This is a genomic window from Stenotrophomonas acidaminiphila (assembly GCF_014109845.1).
Lineage (GTDB): Bacteria > Pseudomonadota > Gammaproteobacteria > Xanthomonadales > Xanthomonadaceae > Stenotrophomonas > Stenotrophomonas acidaminiphila.
Map to the genome: position 1 here is coordinate 1 of NZ_CP043566.1, position 19,595 is coordinate 19,595.

Annotated in this window: 21 protein-coding genes and 3 pseudogenes; 4 read left to right on the plus strand and 20 right to left on the minus strand. The window is 63.8% G+C overall.

Annotated features, from left to right (window positions below; translation table 11 throughout):
- Window positions 1-65 precede the first annotated feature (65 nt).
- Window positions 66-320, plus strand: a pseudogene (locus tag F0P95_RS17765) (Ig-like domain-containing protein); the annotation flags it as partial.
- Between the two features lie 61 nt (window positions 321-381).
- A complete protein-coding gene (locus F0P95_RS00155) occupies window positions 382-1,470 on the plus strand; it encodes an Ig-like domain-containing protein (protein WP_425515848.1) in 1,089 nt (362 codons plus the stop codon).
- Here F0P95_RS00155 and F0P95_RS00160 read toward each other — a convergent pair.
- The 9 genes and pseudogenes from F0P95_RS00160 to F0P95_RS00200 form a co-directional block, all read right to left on the minus strand.
- On the minus strand, window positions 1,457-2,077 hold the full coding sequence (locus tag F0P95_RS00160; RefSeq protein ID WP_182333678.1) for a hypothetical protein: 621 nt from the start codon (window positions 2,075-2,077) through the stop codon (window positions 1,457-1,459). The two genes, F0P95_RS00155 and F0P95_RS00160, sit on opposite strands and share 14 nt — an antisense overlap.
- Before the next feature lie 238 nt (window positions 2,078-2,315).
- Window positions 2,316-2,783, minus strand: a complete 468-nt coding sequence (locus tag F0P95_RS00165; RefSeq protein WP_182333679.1) for a hypothetical protein — start codon at window positions 2,781-2,783, stop codon at window positions 2,316-2,318.
- Between the two features lie 31 nt (window positions 2,784-2,814).
- Entirely contained in the window at window positions 2,815-3,084 is a 270-nt protein-coding gene (locus F0P95_RS00170) for a hypothetical protein (RefSeq protein WP_182333680.1), read from the minus strand.
- Between the two features lie 199 nt (window positions 3,085-3,283).
- Window positions 3,284-4,067 (minus strand): annotated as a pseudogene (locus F0P95_RS00175) (recombinase family protein).
- Window positions 4,064-4,798: a hypothetical protein gene (locus tag F0P95_RS00180; protein ID WP_182333681.1), complete on the minus strand. Its 735-nt coding sequence runs from the start codon at window positions 4,796-4,798 to the stop codon at window positions 4,064-4,066. Before F0P95_RS00180 ends, F0P95_RS00175 begins: the two are co-directional and overlap by 4 nt.
- Complete coding sequence (locus F0P95_RS00185; protein WP_182333682.1) at window positions 4,767-5,255, minus strand: hypothetical protein; 489 nt, start codon at window positions 5,253-5,255, stop codon at window positions 4,767-4,769. Before F0P95_RS00185 ends, F0P95_RS00180 begins: the two co-directional genes overlap by 32 nt.
- 39 nt (window positions 5,256-5,294) lie before the next feature.
- Entirely contained in the window at window positions 5,295-5,636 is a 342-nt protein-coding gene (locus tag F0P95_RS00190; RefSeq protein WP_182333683.1) for a hypothetical protein, read from the minus strand.
- A gap of 11 nt (window positions 5,637-5,647) precedes the next feature.
- Window positions 5,648-5,836: a hypothetical protein gene (locus tag F0P95_RS00195; protein WP_182333684.1), complete on the minus strand. Its 189-nt coding sequence runs from the start codon at window positions 5,834-5,836 to the stop codon at window positions 5,648-5,650.
- Window positions 5,833-6,099 (minus strand): hypothetical protein, encoded by a 267-nt coding sequence (locus F0P95_RS00200; protein WP_182333685.1) that lies wholly within the window; start codon window positions 6,097-6,099, stop codon window positions 5,833-5,835. Before F0P95_RS00200 ends, F0P95_RS00195 begins: the two co-directional genes overlap by 4 nt.
- Before the next feature lie 487 nt (window positions 6,100-6,586).
- Here F0P95_RS00200 and F0P95_RS17420 point away from each other — a divergent pair, with 487 nt between their 5' ends.
- Both F0P95_RS17420 and F0P95_RS00205 read left to right on the plus strand, forming a co-directional pair.
- Window positions 6,587-7,108, plus strand: a complete 522-nt coding sequence (locus F0P95_RS17420) for a hypothetical protein (RefSeq protein ID WP_232528656.1) — start codon at window positions 6,587-6,589, stop codon at window positions 7,106-7,108.
- On the plus strand, window positions 7,105-7,902 hold the full coding sequence (locus tag F0P95_RS00205) for a SprT-like domain-containing protein (RefSeq protein WP_232528657.1): 798 nt from the start codon (window positions 7,105-7,107) through the stop codon (window positions 7,900-7,902). Before F0P95_RS17420 ends, F0P95_RS00205 begins: the two co-directional genes overlap by 4 nt.
- Here F0P95_RS00205 and F0P95_RS00210 read toward each other — a convergent pair.
- From F0P95_RS00210 to F0P95_RS00265, 11 genes and pseudogenes are all read right to left on the minus strand, one after another.
- A complete protein-coding gene (locus F0P95_RS00210; RefSeq protein WP_182333687.1) occupies window positions 7,886-8,467 on the minus strand; it encodes a hypothetical protein in 582 nt (193 codons plus the stop codon). The genes F0P95_RS00205 and F0P95_RS00210 overlap by 17 nt on opposite strands.
- Window positions 8,468-8,520: 53 nt before the next feature.
- Window positions 8,521-8,787: a hypothetical protein gene (locus F0P95_RS00215; protein ID WP_182333688.1), complete on the minus strand. Its 267-nt coding sequence runs from the start codon at window positions 8,785-8,787 to the stop codon at window positions 8,521-8,523.
- Window positions 8,788-8,800: 13 nt separating this feature from the next.
- Window positions 8,801-9,094, minus strand: coding sequence for a hypothetical protein (locus tag F0P95_RS00220; protein ID WP_232528658.1), 294 nt, complete (start codon window positions 9,092-9,094; stop codon window positions 8,801-8,803).
- 294 nt (window positions 9,095-9,388) lie between these two features.
- Window positions 9,389-10,327, minus strand: a complete 939-nt coding sequence (locus F0P95_RS17425; RefSeq protein WP_232528659.1) for a hypothetical protein — start codon at window positions 10,325-10,327, stop codon at window positions 9,389-9,391.
- Window positions 10,328-10,415: 88 nt separating this feature from the next.
- The gene (locus F0P95_RS17430; RefSeq protein WP_232528654.1) at window positions 10,416-11,096 is read right to left on the minus strand and encodes a DUF4942 domain-containing protein; all 681 of its coding nucleotides are present in this window, start codon (window positions 11,094-11,096) and stop codon (window positions 10,416-10,418) included.
- A 553-nt stretch (window positions 11,097-11,649) separates the two neighbouring features.
- Window positions 11,650-12,081, minus strand: a complete 432-nt coding sequence (locus F0P95_RS00230) for a hypothetical protein (RefSeq protein ID WP_182333670.1) — start codon at window positions 12,079-12,081, stop codon at window positions 11,650-11,652.
- The gene (locus F0P95_RS00235) at window positions 12,078-12,356 is read right to left on the minus strand and encodes a single-stranded DNA-binding protein (RefSeq protein WP_331252887.1); all 279 of its coding nucleotides are present in this window, start codon (window positions 12,354-12,356) and stop codon (window positions 12,078-12,080) included. Before F0P95_RS00235 ends, F0P95_RS00230 begins: the two co-directional genes overlap by 4 nt.
- 192 nt (window positions 12,357-12,548) lie before the next feature.
- Window positions 12,549-14,579 (minus strand): type I DNA topoisomerase, encoded by a 2,031-nt coding sequence (topA, locus tag F0P95_RS00240; protein WP_182333671.1) that lies wholly within the window; start codon window positions 14,577-14,579, stop codon window positions 12,549-12,551.
- Window positions 14,580-14,635: 56 nt separating this feature from the next.
- A complete protein-coding gene (locus F0P95_RS00245; protein ID WP_182333672.1) occupies window positions 14,636-17,350 on the minus strand; it encodes a zincin-like metallopeptidase domain-containing protein in 2,715 nt (904 codons plus the stop codon).
- A gap of 3 nt (window positions 17,351-17,353) precedes the next feature.
- Window positions 17,354-18,475: a lytic transglycosylase domain-containing protein gene (locus F0P95_RS00250; RefSeq protein WP_232528655.1), complete on the minus strand. Its 1,122-nt coding sequence runs from the start codon at window positions 18,473-18,475 to the stop codon at window positions 17,354-17,356.
- A 380-nt stretch (window positions 18,476-18,855) separates the two neighbouring features.
- Window positions 18,856-19,592 (minus strand): annotated as a pseudogene (locus F0P95_RS00265) (type IV secretory system conjugative DNA transfer family protein); the annotation flags it as partial.
- Window positions 19,593-19,595: the final 3 nt, after the last annotated feature.

Below are 19,595 nucleotides of genomic sequence, written 5' to 3' on the forward strand. Positions count from 1 at the left end.
CGGCCGGCATTAGCAACGTCACGTCTGTGACGTTCACGCCGGTGGTTGGCGCGCCGGCCAGCATCGTGGTGACGGCCAGTCCCACGTCGATCCCGGCCGACGGCAGCAGCACCAGCGCCTTGACCGCCACGGTCAAGGACGCGAGTGGCAACGCCATTGCCGGCCAGACGGTTACGTGGACGACCTCGCGCGGCACGGTGGTGGCGTCCAGCACGACCAACGCCAGTGGCGTGGCCACCTCGACGCTGACCAGCTCGGCCGCCGCCGGCACCGCGACGGTGACGGCATCGGCAGGGTCGGCCAGTGGTAGCCGGAACGTAACGTTCACAACTGTGATTGGCCCGCCGGCCAGCATCGTGGTGACGGCCCAATCCCACGTCGATTCCGGCCAACGGCAGCAGCACCAGCGCCTTGACCGCCACGGTCAAGGACGCGAGTGGCAACGCCATTGCCGGCCAGACGGTTACGTGGACGACCTCGCGCGGCACGGTGGTGGCGTCCAGCACGACCAACGCCAGTGGCGTAGCCACCTCGACGCTGACCAGCTCGGCCAGTGCCGGCACCGCGACGGTGACGGCATCTGCGGGGTCGGCCAGCGGCAATGCGACGGTGACGTTCACGCTGGTGATCGGCCCGCCGGCCAGCATCGTGGTGACGGCCAATCCCACGTCGATTCCGGCCAACGGCAGCAGCACCAGCGCCTTGACCGCCACGGTCAAGGACGCGAGTGGCAACGCCATTGCCGGCCAGACGGTTACGTGGACGACCTCGCGCGGCACGGTGGTGGCGTCCAGCACGACCAACGCCAGTGGCGTGGCCACCTCGACGCTGACCAGCTCGGCCAGTGCCGGCACCGCGACGGTGACGGCATCTGCGGGGTCGGCCAGCGGCAATGCGACGGTGACGTTCACGCTGGTGATCGGCCCGCCGGCCAGCATCGTGGTGACGGCCAATCCCACGTCGATTCCGGCCAACGGCAGCAGCACCAGCGCCCTGACCGCCACGGTCAAGGACGCGGGCGGCAATGCCATCGCCGGCCAGGTTGTGACCTGGACGACGACGGCCGGTTCGGTGATTGGTAGCAGCACGACCAACGCCAGTGGCGTGGCCACCTCGACGCTGACCAGCTCGGCCGCCGCCGGCACCGCGACGGTGACGGCATCGGCGGGGTCGGCCAGCGGCAATGCGACGGTGACGTTCACGGCGTCTGGCCAACCGGGCGGCGCGCAGCTGGGTTGGTCAGAGCCTGCGTGTAACGGCAGCGATTGGGCTTTTGACCCATACTGCCGCGCCGAATACAACGCCAATGTTTACCTTGGCTACGGAAACTGGTCTGTAGCGCAGGTGATTACCAGCGGAAATTCTGGGTATTACGAGGACGTTATCTTGAACGTCTCTCCGACTGTTTGTTCTTCGGGTCGGCTGAGGTTTGTGGGCTACCCAGGAGGCATGGAAGTTACCTGTCAGTAGGGAGACGGCCCAAGCGTTCCGTTTTGCCATTGTTCAAGTAAAGCAACTGGCGGCTGGCTACCAACCAGCCGCCATTTTTTCGGTCTGCTTTGCTGAAACCGCCGGCACCATCGTTCCGCAGCGTGGGGGCGCCTTCGTTACCGTCGCGGTAGAAGCGGCTCCATGCCCGGGCAGCAGCCGTCATCGTCAAAACCTTCTGCCACGGGTGGCTGTGGATCGTCTCGCCCGTGAAACTGTAGCCCTCCATCACGTCGCCCGGATGGACCGCGCATCCATGCGGCACGCCGTCGGTATACAGGCGCACCGAGTAGCGCCCCGCCTGTTCCGCAATAGCCCCGCACGCTTCCGCCCCGGAGGAATGTGTGTAGGCGTCCAGCTCGACACCCACGCGCATCAGGAAGTCCGGCAACGTCTCCCCATGCTCGCTGGTGAAGTCCCCCAGCGCCTGGCGCTGCCAGCCTGGCTCCTGGCCAGCCGCCGACCCGCAGACGCCCGCCAGCAGCGCCACCGCCCCAACCATCCACTTCATCGTGCTGTTCATGCTTTGCTCCTTGATTGTTTCGTCATTACCCAAGCCTTCCTTTTTGGTGCGCTGAATGGCTTGCATTGTGTGTTTCTCCGGTGGTTGGCCGTGCTGGCCGTTGGCGAAAGGAAGCCACGGGGGAAAAGGCGGGCGGAACCCGTAGGGCCGCCCTGCGGACGCCGCCAGGCGTTGCAGCCCGCCGCACCCGTGGAAGCCTGCGAGCCATAGGACAGCTCGGCCAATCCGCCGGATCACGACGGCGTGTTGCGCACCAAAGGGGGCCGCTGTGGATCTCGCCGTGGATCTCCTGCCCTTGGGCGGCTTATTTCGGCTCGGGGAGGATGTATGCGAGGAATGCCCCGATGCATCCAGCAAGGAGCGAGGAAAAGAACCCTACCTTTAGCGCGTCCATTTGCGACGCAGCAGCGAAGTCAAAGCGGCCCCAACAGAAAAAAAACAAAGCAGCCGGGATGCCATAGATAATCATACTGCGCAGCGGCATTCTTCGGCCCTTGCCCAAGCTACGGGCCACGTCCTGGCCGGTAACAGGCTGGACGCTGGAACTGGCTCCCATGCCCTCGCGGGGGGCCGCCTCGAACGTGGGGAACACCGCCACCCGTCGGTCCTCTCCGATTTGGTCGCTGATAATGCAGCCGATGCCGAATTTTCGGCCCTGCTGCGCGTAGTAGTCGAACACGGCCAGCTCGTCGTCCGAGAGCGTGGCGTAGATGCGCCAGTGCAGCGCAAGGACGGCATCAACGGGGTAAAGCGGGTTGCCAGCTTGTTCCATGGCTGTAGCTCCGGGTGAGTAGTGGCTGGGTTTACGCCTGCCGCATCTGCGCGATCTGCGCGGCCGCGGCGATGCGACGCAGCACCGCATCGAACGCGCGGGGCAGGAGGAAGAAAGCCGCCATCGCAACTGCGAAGCGGATTGCCGGCGAGCTGGTGAAGGGCATCGGCTGGTCCGCTACAGCGGCCAAGCCGAACAGGATTCCGGCCTGGATGCCGTAGAGCCAAGCGAACAGCTTGGCGGCGCGGCGAACAAGATTGCGGACGGTGTAGATGGCGCTGTAGAGGGTGGTGCAGTTCATGGCGGTTTCTCCTGTGTCGTTGCTTGGGGTGGTTGGGCCAGTGGAACGGCGGTGAGAAGGAGCGGGCCGGAACCCGCAGGGCCGCCGTAGCGGACGCCAAAGGCGTTGAAGGACTGCGCTCGCCGCCAACACTTGCCCAGCAAGCCACCCCAAACGGCGCAGGAGGCGAACAATCCGCCACATGCACCCACCTACCACCCTACTGCTTGCGCGCCCCGCTGCGGCGCTCTGCCGCCGCCTGCCGCCGCTTGCGAGCGGCCGTCAGGCCGGGCAGCTTCATCTGCGACTCGCTGGAAGGCCGGATTTTCGGCTCGGTCGCACCCTGCACGTCGCCGGCGCGCTGGCGATGATCCGCCCACACGGTCTTGACCAATGTGGTCCCGCACCCAGCGAGGCGGGCAGTTTCGGCGATGCTGTGCCCCGCGGTGCGGAACGCAATGATGCGGGCGTGCGTCTTGGGATCAGCCGGCCGGCCGGTGTACCGACCGGCCACCTTCGCAATCTCGATGCCCTGGCGCTGCCGCTCGCGGCGGTCCTCGTAGTCGTCGCGTGCGATTTGCAGGGCTACCCGCAAAAGCATGTCCTGCACGCCGTCCAGCACCACGCGAGAAACGCCTTTGGCTTCGGCCGCCAGCTCGGACAGGTCCACGATGCCCGGTACTGCCAGCCGCGCGCCCTTGGCACGGATGGCGGCGACCAGCTGCTCGGCCTGGTCCAGCGGCAGCCGCGAAATGCGGTCGATCTTCTCGGCGATAACCACCTCGCCTGGCTGCAAGTCGGCCAGCAGGCGCAGCAGTTCGGGGCGGTCCGGGCCGAGCGCCGGAAGCCTTCTCGCGGTACACCGCGGCAACGTAGTAGCCAGCCGCCCGCGCCTCGGCAACGATGGCTTCCTGCCGCTGCAAGTCCTGCTCATCGGTACTGACGCGCAGGTAGACCCGTGCAACGGCCTGCGCCCGAGCTTTGGCTTCGTTCCGCTTCGTCATGGCCCCCTGTCTCCGCTATGCACCTCGTCCACGTCCTTATCGTTGCCAGTGTGTGTCGGCCCATCAATGGCGTCCAACAGGGCGCCAGACAGCGCGACAACCAACCAAGTTGCCAAGCCTGCATAGATGAACCACAGAATGAAGCCAGCAGCGTAGTAGCTGGGGCTGGCGGCCGAGAAATTGAAAAACTCGCAATACGCATGGAGCCCCGGGGGCACAGCTTCGGCGCGATAAAAAGCGGCAAGCTGGCGGATCACCTCGCGCCACATGAAAAATAAGGCCGCAGCCGAAATCATGCTGACTACCAGGCGGATTGCTTTACGAAAATTCATTCCTTCCCCCCTGGAACGATGTTGTTGTGGGCTGTCCTGTTCCGTTGATTTGCCTACCGTCTCAAGCCATGCCATCGGCGCGCGGCCCGGCGCTGCCTCCCACGATGTCCCATTGGCACAGTCGTACACCACGACCTCGCGGCCGGGTGCGATCAACTTGCCACCGCTAACGGTGCAATTTGCACCCGCCCACACGTCCCATCGCTCCTTGTTGCGCTTGTCCTGTACGTCTCTATCTTCTGCGTTCTTGAACCGCGCGGCCAACCGTGCTTCGGACTCTTTACTTTCCTGCCATATGGCAATCCCCATCCCCGCCATGATGACCAAAGTGACCAAAAGAATAATCCGCATGTCTATTCCCTCTCGATCATCGGGCAGTGAAGTAATACGGTTCTTCACCAGCCTGCACCTGGACAGTGTAGTAGTCACTCCCATCCCACGCTTTGACCTTTTTGATGATGGTCGCGCCAATCGGCAGGGATGGGCTACCTTTGAAGGACATGCCAGTCCCGTCCGCAAGCGTCACGTTGCTGGCGTCTGGCCTGAAGAATGTGCCGGGAATGACCTCAACCTTTTGGATCGTGCCGAGAACGACGCCTGGAGCATCAAAAAGGGTCGCGTTCTTGACCGCATCGAGGGCGATGTGCGGGATAAACAACAACAGAAGCCCGCCGAGCAAACTGATGCTTTGTTTTTTTACCGAAGCGCCGGTAAACATGGGAAGCACTACCGCAAAAAAAATCATCATGGCGCCGAGAATGACACTTGCAGCAAGCACGCCTCGGGGAATTGCGCCGAGCAGTTGCGCAAACGGATATGCCTTGTTCGCGGCTTCGGAAAAGACGACTGGGGTCATACGAAACTCCTTCTGTGTGAATGATTCTGAGGTTGTTGCCTAGCCGTACCGACATTCCAGCTCGTCGGCCAGCTCGTTTGCATCGGTCAAAGCATCTTCGAGATTGGGGGTGTAGTCGGCAATCACGTCCCAGCCGTGCTTGCCGTAGGTGAAATGCACCCAGCCGACGCATTCTCCACCTTCGGCGGGAAACACCAGAAGGCGATCTTCATTAGCCGCCCCCCATGTCCCGACGATAGCCTGAGCCTGTGCCTTGTCCGTCGGCAGCATGTCAAGATGGTCGCCATCCAACAGTGACAGCGAGTAACCGGCATCAATCAAGCCGCCTACCGCCGACCTCACAATCCTGCACTCGATGCGATGCCGCCCCTGCACGCTCATGCCGCCCTTCATTACGTATTGCCTCCGCTCTTGACTTTTTCCCACGTCTCCGCAGCCTCGATGCTGGTCTCCGCGTCGATCGTCTGCGCGGCCGCATCGGCGTCCTTCCAGCGGACGAAACGGTCAACCTCCCTGGCCTTGCCGCCATCCCAGCGCAGCAGCACCCAGCCGCGCGCCAAGTAACTCGCCGGCGCGATCACTGCGCCGCCTCGGCCAACAGGGCGGCGAAGTCATTGCCAATCAGGCTTTCAAGATCGTCAATGACCTGATCCAAAGCCGCGATAGCAAGCTCGGCCTGGCCACCCTTATCCCCTACCGCGAGCGATTCAGGCATGTTGTCCAAGTAATCCTGTTCATCATCGCGGACAGCTTCCACATCAGCTTTGATGCCTTCCGCCAGCGATAGCATCGCCGCAATACGGCCGTTGATGCCCTCGATCTGCTTGCGCCGCGCCTTGTTCATTAGTCTTGCCCTCCGCATGGACGATTGGGGTATACCTATAGTGTCTATACTACGCCACCCTAGACGGTAATGCAACACCCAATGTAAAGCGTCTATGGTAAAAACGACCGCCCTAACCGTCCATTCACTGTAAGTTCATCATTGAGCCAAGTCACCGCTTTACGCCGTGTTAGTCCGTAGGCTATATTTGGATTGTGCAATCCAACCGTGAGCCGTGCGTGAAACGTCCCTTGCCCGACCCAACCCCTTCCTTTGGTGCCCCCGGCATGATCCAGCGCCTGCATCACGCCGATGGCGTCGCGGTGTTCTGTCCGGCATGCGCGTGGGTCGGAACAGTCGGGCAGACTCACGACCTGGACCGCAGCGTGAGCGGCGATCCGGACGAATGGGAAGGCCCGTGGCATCGTGTCTGTGCCTGTCCGAAATGTGCTGCTCCGGTCGAGCAATAACAGCCCGGGCAGCCGCTTTCCACTACCAAGGAACCACAATGTCGCACTACCTGCATGTGTACCGCGCACCGTCTGGCCAGTGGTCCGGCAAGGTGCTGGAAGAAGTCGCCGGTATTGCCGGATGCAAATACCCGGCGGAAGTGGTGGGCGAAGCCCGCGACCGCTACCCGGACGTGGCCGACTTGCCGAGCAATGCAACGCATCCCAATGATGACGCCGAGCATGCCCCCATGGAGTGCCTCCAATGTGGCTGGCAAGGGCCGCGCCACGAGGCGGACGAAACCGACGTTGAGGAAGGGGATGATTGGGATGTGGTGCCGGTATGCCCGTCATGCTCCGAGCCTGTAAGCGCGATCCCGGCGCCGTGGCGCTACACCCTGGAAATAATGCCCTACTCCCCGAAGGATCGCGGCGCCGGGTATGGATGGACCGGCACTGTGTACCTCAATGGCACAGAGTTGGGGCAGGTGAGCGCCGGGACAGTTCGGCAAGTAAAGAGTCTGGCCCGCGCCGGCTGGCCCCTGGCCGAAGTGACCTACGAGCCTGCGGGTGCCAAGTGAGTCGCGCGTCAGAAAATCCAACCGTTCAGGCATATGCGGAATTGCAGGCCGCATTTGACCACTACAACGAAAGGCTTTTCGACGCCAAGCTGCCGCCTTGCCTAATCACGATGCAGCGCGAAAAGCATACCTATGGGTACTTTTCATCCAAGCGGTTCGCTCATCGTGGGAATAGGCAGATGACCGATGAGATAGCGATGAATCCCTGCTATTTCGGGGTTGTGCCGCTGTTGGAGATTTTGCAAACAATGGTCCATGAAATGGCCCACGCCTGGCAATGTCATTTCGGGAAGCCGAGCCGGCGCAGTTACCACAACAAGGAATGGGCCGACAAGATGGAATCCATCGGCTTGATGCCTTCCAGCACCGGAGCGCCTGGGGGCGCGCGCACGGGCGAGAAGATGGCGGACTACCCCATACCTGGGGGACGATTCATGCAGGCCACCGATGAGCTGTTGGCAACCGGATTTCAGGTGTCGTGGCTGGATCGCTACCCTCCCCAGCGGATCGTCGCAATAGCCACAGGCACCGCTACCGCGGCCGCGGCGGCCGCCGTAACGATGCCGGCTGCGGCCGGCGAGGCCGAATCAATACTTCTGGCCACGGATCAAGGCGTGCGTGACAGGTTGGAACTGGCTCCACTGCTGGAACCACAGGCGGGAAATCGCAGTAACCGGGTCAAGTATCGTTGCCCCGGGTGTGGCGCGCAGGTATGGGGTAAACCCAGCTTGCGCGTGTTGTGCGGCGGCGAGGAATGCCACGCCGTTGAATTTGATGCTATTGGCGCCGAATAAATAGCGCCAAGATGCAATCGAATAGGGTCGGGGTGTACCCCGGCGTCGTCACCAGCTGGCGCAGGTTACGGAAGCGACCGCAGGATTCGCGGCGCAGCATGGCGTCGATGCGCAGGGCGGCCTTCTGGCGCTCTGGCGCGTCGCACGGCGCGGTCTGTTCCAACCAGTCGCGGGCGAAGCTCTCGATGCGCTCGGCGGGGATGTAAGCGCCCATCCAGCACCCCGAACTGTTCGTGCGGTAGTCCTTGAACTCGGCGAGCATGCAGATGGTGCCATCATCGCGGAACGCGATTTCGGCACGGTTAGCGTTGTGGCACATGCCCGGCCGGCGGTAAGCGCCGCCGGCATCAATGGCAATGGTCAACAGATGGAATACGGTGCCCTTTCCCACCAGCTCGGGCCGCTGCGCGATCCGCGCAGCGATCTTCGCCAGCAGGGAAGCCAACGCCTGCGTCGGCTCCCATTGTCCCCTTACTCGAAAGGTAATCCCCGAGTCCGTCACCGCACTGCGGCCGGGCAGGTTGTTGCTGGCATGCTCGGTTGTGGTCAAGTTGTTCGCGTACATGGGCGGTCTCCGTGGGTGGAAGTAGCGGCCCCGGCCGGGGCCGCTTGGGTGTTTCAGGAAAAGCCGAACAGGTCGGGTTGCCGCTGCTGGCCTTCGATTTCGTCAATCAGTTCGGCGAGCCGGAAGGTAACGGCCGCCTGCTCGTGTCGCAGCACGCCGGGGAAGCTGATACGGCCGGCGGAAATTAGGTAGCCGGGCCGCGCCTCGCTATCGCCCTGCCCTTCATGGTCGGTCTTGATGATTTCCTGCCGGCTCCAATGGGACGCCAGCCGCTTGCGGAGCATGGCGATGGCATGGCGCTTTGCGATTTCCAGATTCATGCCATGGTCTCCATCAAGCCGATAGGCGATGCAGGGTGTCCGCCACGGCCCGAGCCTTTGGGTTGGAACAGGCCAGCTCGATGCGCGAAGCGAAGCCGGCAAGCGTCTCGATGGCGTTGGTCGGCAGCAGATAGCCGAAGCTCTTTACCGCCAGTTCCACGACCTCCGAATCACGCGGCCCGACGTTGCGAACCGGTCGCACGGTGATCCCGCGATAGGTCCGCATAATGTGGCCCGGAAACAGGTTCACGCCCTGCCCGTCGCTTGTGCCGAAGCCTTCCTTTTTGGTGCGCTGAATGGCTTGCATTGTGTGTTTCTCCGGTGGTTGGCCGTGCTGGCCGTTGGCGAAAGGAAGCCACGGGGGAAAAGGCGGGCGGAACCCGTAGGGCCGCCCTGCGGACGCCGCCAGGCGTTGCAGCCCGCCGCACCCGTGGAAGCCTGCGAGCCATAGGACAGCTCGGCCAATCCGCCGGATCACGACGGCGTGTTGCGCACCAAAGGGAGGGCCGTGGCTCTCCCGCTCCTGCTCTTGCCCTGGCCTCGTTGCGCGAAGCGCGCGAAACTGCCGCCCGGCATCTTGCCGGGCGGCCGGCGGCCGGGATCACCCGGCGGCCGAACGATTCGCCGTGAGGATCACCACGGACACGCCAGTGCCGGCGAACTCGTTGGCCATTACGCCGGACCAGCTGCACGCGAAGCCGGGGAGCGTGAAGCGGCCGGGTGCGGACGCCGGCAGAATGGCGACCAATCGCCCGCCCGGGGCGACCATTTGCGCCGCGTGTTCGACGTGGGCCTGCCAGCGGTTGCCGCTATATGGGGGGTTCATCACCACGCGATCCGCGACGGCCTCGCCGCTAGACATTGCAAGGAAGTCGCGGCATTCCACGACATGCCCCTTGGCCTTCAATATGGCTGCGTGCAGCTCGGACACTTCCACGCACCTGGTCCCTGCCGGCATCAGGTCGGCGAGGTTGCCAATGCCGGCGGACGGTTCCAGCCAGCGCATGCCATCGGTGGCGCCTTCGTTGGCCTGGGCGACGGCCAGCATGGCCACGCGCTCGGGGGTCGGGTAGAACTGATGAGAAACGTGATCTGGAATCATACCGCTGCACAAAATGGCGTCGATGACCTGGGCCGGCTCATAGTCAAAGCGCCAATGCGCGAGGTTGCCGGTTGACTTCTCCCACACCCCGCCGATGGCTTCCAGCACCTTGGCTGCCTGCTTGCAGGCGGCCTCGTTCTCGGTGGCGCTGTAGTCAAAGCGCAGCGTGCGCGGGATATTGCGGAACTTCGCCGCCTTCCAGCCGTCGTCGTTGGTGGGTTCAACGCCGGGCTTCATGTTGGCCAGCAATTCCAGCACGGCGAACGGCAGGGGCTTGGAGAACACCGCGGCAGCTACTTTGCGCGCCTTCTTAGGACGCTCGCGGAACTGCGAGGGAATGGCTTGCGGATGGATGCTGGCGAGAACGGCATTAAGCCTCCAGGCCATGTCGGGATGAACCTCGATGTGCGCGGTTCCTACGCCGTTGTAGATGCGCATACGGAAGGCGCCGCCGTCCACGTCCTGCCATTCGCCTTGGCGCCGGCGCACGGCACCGATGAGCGCGGTGCTACTGCCGTGCCTGGGTTCATCGCGCCCCCATGAACTTCGCCACCACCGCACGGAAATCATTGATGACGCCGCATGCGCTCCAATCTTCCGTGCCGCGGTCGCAAAGAACGCGCAGGATCATGCGCTTGGAAAAACCCTCCGGCTGGTTGGTAACGTGCTTACGCGAGAGGGCGCGGAAGATGCCATCCACGCGCTCGGCGAAGAACTGGCCGCGCATGTCGATAAGCGATTCCAGCGACGCGCGCACGTTGTCGGCGGTAAATTCGGGGATGCGCTCGATGGCCGGCACGCCTGCGCGCCGGTTCTTGCCGTTGCCCAGCGGTTCGCGGATTTGCGCGAACCATTCATCCTTTCGCTTCTGCGGCATGATTTGCAGAACGTCGGTCATGTTCAAAGCGCGCTGCCAGAAATCGGCATCGAGATAAGCAACGGCGCGGTCAAGGTCGAACAGCTCGGCCACGGTGCTGGGCATGCTGTAGCGGCTTTCCGGCGTGTTGGCCTGCACGAAATAGTGCAGCACGCCAGCGCACGCATCAGCGCTCACCGCTTCGGCCATCGCCGTCAGGCGGCGTCGGCTGCTCTCGTATTGGCTCATCAGGGAGTCGAACAGGTCGAACGGCGCAGGTGCGAAAAATTCGCCGGCATCGAACAGCTCGCCAGCGGTGGCGGAAACAGCAGGGCTATCGAACAGGGTCATCGAGCAGGCTCCGGGTGGTGATTGTCAGACGACTTCATCCTTGCCCAAGCCTTCCTTTTTGGTGCCATGAATGGCTTTCATCGTGTGTTTCTCCGGTGGTTGGCCGTGCTGGCCGTTGGCGAAAGGAAGCCACGGGGGAAAAGGCGGGCGGAACCCGTAGGGCCGCGCAGCGGACGCCGTAGGCGTTGCAGCACGCCGCACCCGTGGCAGCCTGAGAGCCATAGGACAGCACGGCCAATCCGCCGGATCACGGCGGTGCAGTCAGGCACCAAAGGAATGACCTGGCGCGCGGAGCGCGCAGCGCCGGCAGGCGCGGAAGCGTGAGGGATGCCGCCCCTGCAAGGGGGCGAGACGCCGAAGGTGGCTCGATGCTCCGCACGGCCAGCCCGGTCCTGCGCAGCAGGGCACGCCCTGCCTGGCCTGGACCAGAAAACGCCACCGAATCACTCAACTCCCCTGCAACCCCCGTCCGCAACGAATATCGAATGCTCGAAAAAAAGGGACCGAACCATGCAGGCCCGATCCCTCAAATCCACAACAACACTGATTCAGTTCACGCCCATTCAAGCTCGGACGGAATGGTAATCGTGATCCGCTCTTTGCCTATCATCGCGCGGAGCATGACAAGTCGATGCGTAGCATCAGAAAAACCGCTGGACGAAAGCGGCGGCGCTTCACTGCGAAGCCAATCACTTGTTGGCGACATGGCGATATGAAGGCAGAAGTCAGTGAAGTGCATGCCGTCGCACCTTACGGGATGCTTGCCATTGTCCCGCAGCTCCCGCACCGCATCCGCATAGGCTGAAAGAACCTGCCCCATACGGTCGTCTGCGTCGTTCGCCGGATCAACGTGCGGCCGCCCACGGGTTTCGATGTAGCGCTCCCACAATGCCCGGGAGAAAACGACTGCATGGCTACGCGGCAAGGGATATTCCTGTGCGCGGGCTGCGAAAACCCGCTCCTTCCACGTCCCGGCGAAGATCATGGCGCACTTGCGGCCGCCAGCCGCCTACGCTTTTCGGGGCCGGGTGCCCCGAACTCCACCTCGTTCACCTCGAAATTGAACCCGTAGCGTTCCACGCCACCGCCGTCGGTGTAGTTGTTGTTACTGATAGATGCGCTGACGATCAGCTGGTCTCCCATGTAGGCATGGTTTGACAGCATTTCAGCGACACCACCGAAGGCCGCGAACTGCACCGTGACCTGGCGTTCGCGGCGTTCCCCGTGTTCGTCCTTGCCGGCGTACTCGTTGCGGATCAGGCGGAAGCGTGCAACGGGTGTTTTTGCCGGTCTGGATCAGCTCGGGCGCGGCCGCGAGGCGGCCAGTAAAGACAAAGAGATTCATGCTGCTGTCCCTGCGATTCGATAAAGGAAACGGGCCGATTGGCCCGTTTCAAATATAGCCTAAAGACTATTGCAAACATAGCCTAGAGCCTATGTAGAGCTTGGCGCCTAACCCGCGCCGGCCGCAGGGAAAACCGGCTTTCCGTCCGCGCCGGTCTGGAACCTCTTGTCGCACCTCGGGAACCCGGTGCAGCTGTAGAAGTCATAGGGCCGGCCCTTCATCCCGCGCTTTGCCGGCTTGCTCACGCCCTGGCGCCGCGCCAGCTCCTTGCCGCACTTCGGGTCCGGGCACTTGAAGCCGGTGGGCGGCGGCGGCGCCTTGCGCTCGCCCGGCTTGCCCTTGGCATCGGGTAGGGACACTTTGCAACCGTGTTCGCGGTAGCCACTGCACGCCCAGAAGTGACCGAACTCGCCCTTTCGCCGCACCAGCGCCCTGCCGCACTCCGGGCACGGGTGCGCGGGGGTGATGGCAGCGGTGGCGAGTGCGCCCAGCTCGTCGTCAAGCGCGCCCCAGGCGCCGGCGACGACCGTGGCATAGTTGGCCTTGCCCTCGGCGATCTGGTCGAGCTGTTCCTCCAGCTCGCGGGTATAGTCCAGCTCGGCGAACGCGAAGCGGCCAACAAGAGCGTCCCTGATCGCCTCGCCCAGTGCCATTGGACGCAGAAAGCCCTTGCTGTCCACACTCACGTAGTTGCGTGTCAGGATGTTCTCGATGATGGCCGCGTAGGTGCTGGGGCGACCGATGCCGAGCTTTTCCAGCTCCGGCCCCAAGTCGGTGCGCTTGATGCGACTCGGCGGCTTAGTTTTCTTGGTCAGGACGCGGCCCTGGGCCACAGTCCTGCACTCGCCGACAGTGAGCGCAGGCACCGGGTTGGCGGCGGGGTTATCCCCGTCGCCGGTCTTGTCCTCGTCCTCGGTGTCCTCGGCGTAGATGGCCAGCCAGCCCGGATCGGTGAGCGTGCGGCCCGTGGCCATGAAGGTGAACACCGTTCCATCGGCCTGGCCGGTCAGGGTGGCGGTGCGCACGGCATAAACGGCATCGGCGAGCTGGGAGGCGACGGCCCGCTGCCAGATGAGCCGGTAAAGCGCCTGCTGCTCGGCGCCGTCGCCGGCATCGAGGTCGGCCGCGTGGGTCGGGCGGATGGCCTCGTGGCCCTCCTGGGCGCCCTCCTTGGCTTTCCATTTGCGCGGCTTGTCGGCCAGCCGCAGGCCGGCGCCACGCGCGTAGGCGGCAATGTCCTCCATGCCGGCGGCGTCCATGTTGGGCGCGTCGGTGCGGTGGTAGGTGATAAGTCCGGCCTCGTAGAGCTTTTGCGCGAGGTCCATGGTCAGTTTTTCAGTGAAGCCCAGCCGGCGGCCGGCGGCCTGCTGCAAGGTGGACGTAGTGAACGGCGCGGCCGGTGCCCTACCCTTCTGCCCGTCCTCGAAAGCGGCCACCGTCACCGCACGCACGGCAGCGGCCTGCAAGGCCAGCTTGTCGTCCATCAGGTAGGACTCGCCGTCGCGCAGGAACGGCCTGGTATCCCACGCAGCTTTCCACATCGTGCCGTCGCCGTTGGCGAGGGTGAGTTCGGCGCCGTAATGCTCGGTGACCTTGAACGCGGCAATCTTGCGTTCAAGGTCCACGATCAGGCGCACGGCCGGCGACTGCACACGCCCAGCCGAAAGGCGCTGCCCCGCTCGTTCGGACAGCGCTGGGCTGACGCGGTAGCCCACGATGCGATCCAGCGCACGGCGGGCCTCCTGGGCATGCACGCGGGGCATGTCGATCTGGCGCGGCGCTGCGATGGCTTTGTTGACCTGCTCGTCGGTAATGGCCGTGAAGGTCACCCGCTCGGGGTTCTTGAGCTTCAACGCATCGGCCAAATGCCACGCGATGGCTTCGCCTTCGCGGTCCGGGTCGGTGGCGAGAATGACGCGGGATGCTTGCGAAGCGGCCTGGCGCAATTTCGCAAGGATTTCCTTGCCGCGTTCCGTGGGTTGGTAGCGGAGCGCGAACAGAGGTGGCTCGACGCCCATATCGTTGGCCGGCAGGTCGCGGACGTGCCCGACGCTCGCCATGACTTTGAAGCCATCGCCGAGTGCTGCGCTGACTTTCTTGACCTTGCCGGGGGATTCCACGATTACGAGAGTGGTCATGCGGTAGTCCTGGGTAGTTCGGTAGAGAGGCCCGGCCCAAAGGCCGGGCCACGTCTTTACATGCCGGCTTCTACGCCACGCGCGCGCGGCCGCTTGGCCTTGGCCTGCGCCGGCTTGCCGGGCGTTTGCTTGTCGTCGGCTTCATGGGCGTGGTTCTGCACCTCCTGCCGATCGGCTTTCACCTGATCCAGCATCTGGCCGTTTTGGCGGTCGAGAGTGGCCTTGGCCGTCGCCACCGCCGGCTTGCGCCCTGTGCCCTTGCTGGCGGCCTTGCCGGCGTCCGCTGCATTGCGAACAGCCACAACCTGCTCGGTGGCGTTGGCAATGGCCTCGGCGGCTTTTCCTCGCTCGGCAGCGACCTGGGCGTCATCGGCGCTGGTGGTCGGGTCGTTGCGAGCTTCCTGCTCGCGCTCGCGTGCCAGTGTGGTGAGCCGTTCCGCATTGATGGCGGCCTCGCGTTTCGCAAGCGCCATCTGCCGGTCGAAATCACGCTGGGCTTCTTCTGCACCCCGGCTTTGCAGGAGGTCGTTCCAGTCGCTGCCATTCTCTCCTTCCTTGAAGTAGGGCGCGATGACACCGGCACCGTGCGCCTGCGCGGCCTGGCCGGCCTTCTCCATGCCGACGTTCGGCTTGCCATCCTTCTCGGCCTTGTGGTCATTGTCTGCGGCGATCAGGATGGTTCGCCCGGGGTTCAGCTCGCGCAGCTGGCGCACCACGGCATCGAGGTTGCCGCTATTGAATGCGACGTGGACCGGCTGCCCTGAGAGTTTTGCCACGCTATCGGCGGTGGCAAAGCCCTCGGCCACGATCATCGGCGTGCTGGAATCGGTCGCGTATTCCAGCAACCGGCTCTCGCCCATGCCCCGCCCTGCAAGGGTCATCGCTCCCTGCATCTGCCCGCCCTTCATGAAGGACTTAAAGTGCGGATTCACCGATTGCAGCGTACTGAGAGCGCCCTGGGCGTAGGCCGGAATCAGCAAGTCTCCAGCCTTGAACACCCTGGCCTCCGGGTCGGCATCACGCATTGCCTTGGCCTGCTGCACGGTCTTGGCGATCTGGATGTTGTGGGCCTTGGCAACGGCCTCGGGGATGGTGTCGGGGACGGTGCGCAAGCCCTCGGTGTCGGTGATGCCTTTCGCTTGGCAGTAGGCGTTTTCGGGCGTGGCGGCCGGCGAGTGATCCCACAATGCCTGCGCTGCTGCGGCGGTGGCCCCGTGCTTTGCCTCCGTCTCGGCGGCGCGCTGCCGCTGCCGCTCGGCTGCCTCGGCGGCGAGCTTGGCCCGTTCTTCCGGGCTGACCTGGGCGACGGTGCCTTGCGGCTTCCAGTTCACTACCTCGCCGGTCTTGAAGTTCTGGATGAAACCGCCGGCCGTGCGGCCATCCAAGTGGAAGGCATAGGCGCCGCCGGTTTCGCTGCCCTTGTCGCCGTCCAACGGCAGGCGATGAATCTTGCCGTCCGCGATGGGGTGTATTTTCCCGTCGCGCGCATCGTCGTAATGGAGACCAGCGGCCTTCAAGGCGTCCCTGAATTGATCCTCCACCGACTTCACCTGGGGCTTCTGCACGTTCGGACCATCGGCCTTCCAGCGCTCCATGCTGGAAAGGTTTGCGCCGGCCGGCGCAAACCATGCCTTGTTCTCCTTGTCCCATTGCAGCTGAAAGCCGGCGGCCTTGGCGGCAGCCTTGGCCTGGTCTTTCTCGGCGTAAGGCACCGCCAAATAGGTGATGTGAGACACGGGTTTCTCCGGGGGGTGATGACGAACGGCAGTGGCAGAGGAAGCCTTACCCATGTGCGCGGGCAGGTCATCGGCCGAAAGCGCCTTGATCGGCTGGGCCACCTGGGGATCGCGTTCGGGCTTGACGCTCTCGACAACGCCGCGTTCTTGAACTTTCTCCTGCTCGAATCCAATCAAAAAGGCCGCGATCTTTTCTGCATCGGCCGCGGCCCGGAATATTTCGCGCGGGTCGTCCTGCAACGCCTTGACCCATGATGCAACGTAGGCCGCGTGCTGGCCGGGGTCATGACCGATTTCCAGCCGCTCGCCTAGCATCAGGGAGGCGATTTCAGCGCGTAATTCCTCGCGCGCGTATCCCTCGGAGCCGAACGGATGCGCCAAGTCGCGGTCCAGCCTGGACGGGTGGCCGGTCCAGTGGCCCAGCTCGTGCAGCGCAGTGGCGTAGTAACCATCGGCCGCATCGAACTGGCTGCGCTCGGGCAGCGTGATGCTGTCGGTGCTGGGTTGGTAGAACGCCCGATTGCCGGCGACGTGCTGGATGCTGGCACCAGAGTTGGAAAGGATCGCCTCGGCGCGCGCATGGCGTTCCGGTTCCGACCCAATCTGCTTTGGTTCCAACGCCGGCAATCCATCTATCTGCTTGGCGTTGAAAACGACGGCATGGAAGGCGCGCGGGCGTTCCAGCTCCACGCGGATCGTCGTGGGCTTGCCGTTCTCGTCAAGGATCGGCTTGCCGTTGGCGTCGGTGGCTTTCTGCTCGTCGTAGAACTTCCAATAGACGATTTTCGTGCCCTTCTGGCCCTTACGTACTTGCGCGCCGGCATCGGCGGCCTGGTTGTAGGTCATCCAGCGCGGATCACCATGCCCCTGCATGTAAAGCCACAGGCTGTTGATGCCGCGATACTCCTTGCCGGTTGATGCGTTGTAGGGCATGGACAGCTCGCCGGGCTTCCACGGCTTCTGCCAAGGCGCCGTGCCCTGCTGTAGCTGTTGGATGATTTTGGCGGCAACTTCCTGCGCATACTCGGTTTTCATGCGTTAGTCTCCGCTGCGGTTGCGCTGGGCCTGCCGCACCGCTTCTACAGACTCCCGCGTTTTGCCGGTGGTGCGTATCTGGCCACCGGCGGCTCTCTCCCAAAAGCTCTTGCCACCTACAACCACGGCGGTGCCGCTCGGATCGGGCTGCATGTCGGTGTTGGATTCCCATGCATCGGCTTCGGTCATCGCCGTTTCCATGAACGCGCCATTGGCATCGGCCTCGGGCGCGGTGTATTCGATCTGCACGCCCGGCGTGTTCATGTCCTCCTTTTCACCACTGACGACGGGCATCACGTTCGCCCTGGTCATGGGTTGCTGCGCCTGGTTCATGGCTTTCTCCCTCTGCTCTTGCAGTTGACGAATGAACACGGCGGTGTCTGCCGTGTTTGGGTTGAGCGCTGGCACACGGGCCAGCGTGATGGCGGCGCCGACGCCGTAGCGGGCGACGTAGCCGTTAGCGAAACCGGCCTGAAAGCTGCCGGTGTTGTAGGCGGATAGCGCCGCGCGCAATGCGCTTTGGGCGTTGGGGTATTTGGCGCGTGCTGACGTGTAGAAATCGGTCAGGACGCGGCTGCCGGCGGCGATGTTCTTACACGGTTCAAACATATCCTCGACGCTGTAGCCAAGGCCCGGCAGGTTGCGGCTGTTGACCTGCATCAGCCCAAGGTCTACCGAATAGCCCTTACTGATAAACGTGCGGGCCAACTGCGCCGCGTCGGCTGCCGTGGTCGGCTTGCGCGGCAGCTTCGCGCCGTTGATGTTGATGGCCAGCGGGTTTCCGCTGCTCTCTACCTGGATAACCTGCTCGATGGTCTGCGGAGCCACGTTGGGCGCGCAGAGCATGAGAAATTCGGCGCCGATCATGGGGCGGTAGCTCCGTTGGTCATGGCGGCGGTGCCGCGAATGAAAATGGGGGTAGCCTGGCCGCGCACATTCGCGGCCGGTACTGGCCCGAAGTAGCGGCTGTCGAAGCTCGCGGCTGAATAGCTGGAAAAACACCCACACCCACCCCCGCGAGACGATGTAGTCACCATCTGGCCATGCAGGGATGCCCGCGTTGGCGCGGGTGTTGACTAGGGGCACGCCGTTGACCTTGGCCGGCACGCCCTGGCGGATGCTCACGAGGTCGCCGGCGGACGGCGGCTACGGGTTTCAGCAGGGCCATGACGCCGGCCTGCTCGCACCGGCCGATCCATCCGGTCGAAAGATAGCCATGCTCGCGCATGGCCTGGACTACTGGCGCCGGTGGCGGGCAGATTTCAACCAGCTGCCCGCGCGCCAGTGTGCCCGGCTCCACGGGCCGGACGTGCCAGAGACCAATCGGCGCCGAATGGGTCAGATTCAGGCGTAGACCGGCGGTGTGCGCGATGGCTAGGCCCACCGCGAGGGCGGTGGCCACCCCCCCAGCTGATGCCGGCGATGATGCGCATCCTGCGCTTCATCGCACGATGAACCGGGCAGTGGTGTCCGGGGCTTCGCCCTCGCCCGCCAGTAGCGCGGGGTCAGGTTCTAGGGTGACAGCGGCCTGTGGCTGCTCCTGCCCGTCCACATTGAACGCCGGGGCGGCATTGGTCGGCCGGCGGGTCACTCTCCGGCCGCGGTGCCCGGGGCGCCTCGGGCCGTAGGCGCACCCTGTCGGTTCGCGGGCGGCGGAATCTTGGAGCGTTCCGAAAAGGTGGGGTCGAGAAAGTAGAGGATTTGTCGGCCCCGGATGACAGGTTGGCCGGCGACGAACACCAGCATTTCGCCCGGTTCCAGAATGTCGCCCTTGGCGTCTTTCTTGGGACCGGGAAGGCGCATGATTTCGTCGGCCGTCATCAACGGCCGCTGCACTTCCTGATAGCTGCGCGAGACCTGTTCCAGCACCATGCCAAAGCGCTTGCCGGACGTGGAAACCTGCTCTTTGACGACGGTAGCGATGCCCGTCATCTTGCTCATCCACTCGGCGGTTTCAACCTTGTTGGGCGCGTAGGCCACGCGCACATGGCAGTTGGAAATGATGCTCTCGTAGTTGGTGTACGACTTATAGAGCTGCTGCACATCCTGGCAAATCAGATACGCCTTCATGCCATAGCCGGCGATGTAGGCAAGCGCGCTCTCGAAAACGTCGAGCTTTTCCCAGCGTCGGAAACTCGTCCAGCAGCAGCAGCAGACGATGCAGGTGGACCGTTTTGGATCGGCCCTCATCGAACTCCATCCGGTCGGCCAGCGAAAGCACAATCTGCGTGAGGAGCAATCGCGC

Coding starts and splice junctions, on each gene's coding strand:
- F0P95_RS00160 (WP_182333678.1), bottom strand. CDS start 2,077: ATGCAAGCCATTCAGCGCACCAAAAAGGAAGGCTTGGGTAATGACGAA.
- F0P95_RS00165 (WP_182333679.1), bottom strand. CDS start 2,783: ATGGAACAAGCTGGCAACCCGCTTTACCCCGTTGATGCCGTCCTTGCG.
- F0P95_RS00170 (WP_182333680.1), bottom strand. CDS start 3,084: ATGAACTGCACCACCCTCTACAGCGCCATCTACACCGTCCGCAATCTT.
- F0P95_RS00185 (WP_182333682.1), bottom strand. CDS start 5,255: ATGACCCCAGTCGTCTTTTCCGAAGCCGCGAACAAGGCATATCCGTTT.
- F0P95_RS00190 (WP_182333683.1), bottom strand. CDS start 5,636: ATGAGCGTGCAGGGGCGGCATCGCATCGAGTGCAGGATTGTGAGGTCG.
- F0P95_RS00200 (WP_182333685.1), bottom strand. CDS start 6,099: ATGAACAAGGCGCGGCGCAAGCAGATCGAGGGCATCAACGGCCGTATT.
- F0P95_RS17420 (WP_232528656.1), top strand. CDS start 6,587: ATGTCGCACTACCTGCATGTGTACCGCGCACCGTCTGGCCAGTGGTCC.
- F0P95_RS00210 (WP_182333687.1), bottom strand. CDS start 8,467: ATGTACGCGAACAACTTGACCACAACCGAGCATGCCAGCAACAACCTG.
- F0P95_RS00215 (WP_182333688.1), bottom strand. CDS start 8,787: ATGAATCTGGAAATCGCAAAGCGCCATGCCATCGCCATGCTCCGCAAG.
- F0P95_RS00220 (WP_232528658.1), bottom strand. CDS start 9,094: ATGCAAGCCATTCAGCGCACCAAAAAGGAAGGCTTCGGCACAAGCGAC.
- F0P95_RS17425 (WP_232528659.1), bottom strand. CDS start 10,327: ATGCGCATCTACAACGGCGTAGGAACCGCGCACATCGAGGTTCATCCC.
- F0P95_RS17430 (WP_232528654.1), bottom strand. CDS start 11,096: ATGACCCTGTTCGATAGCCCTGCTGTTTCCGCCACCGCTGGCGAGCTG.
- F0P95_RS00230 (WP_182333670.1), bottom strand. CDS start 12,081: ATGATCTTCGCCGGGACGTGGAAGGAGCGGGTTTTCGCAGCCCGCGCA.
- topA (WP_182333671.1), bottom strand. CDS start 14,579: ATGACCACTCTCGTAATCGTGGAATCCCCCGGCAAGGTCAAGAAAGTC.
- F0P95_RS00245 (WP_182333672.1), bottom strand. CDS start 17,350: ATGAAAACCGAGTATGCGCAGGAAGTTGCCGCCAAAATCATCCAACAG.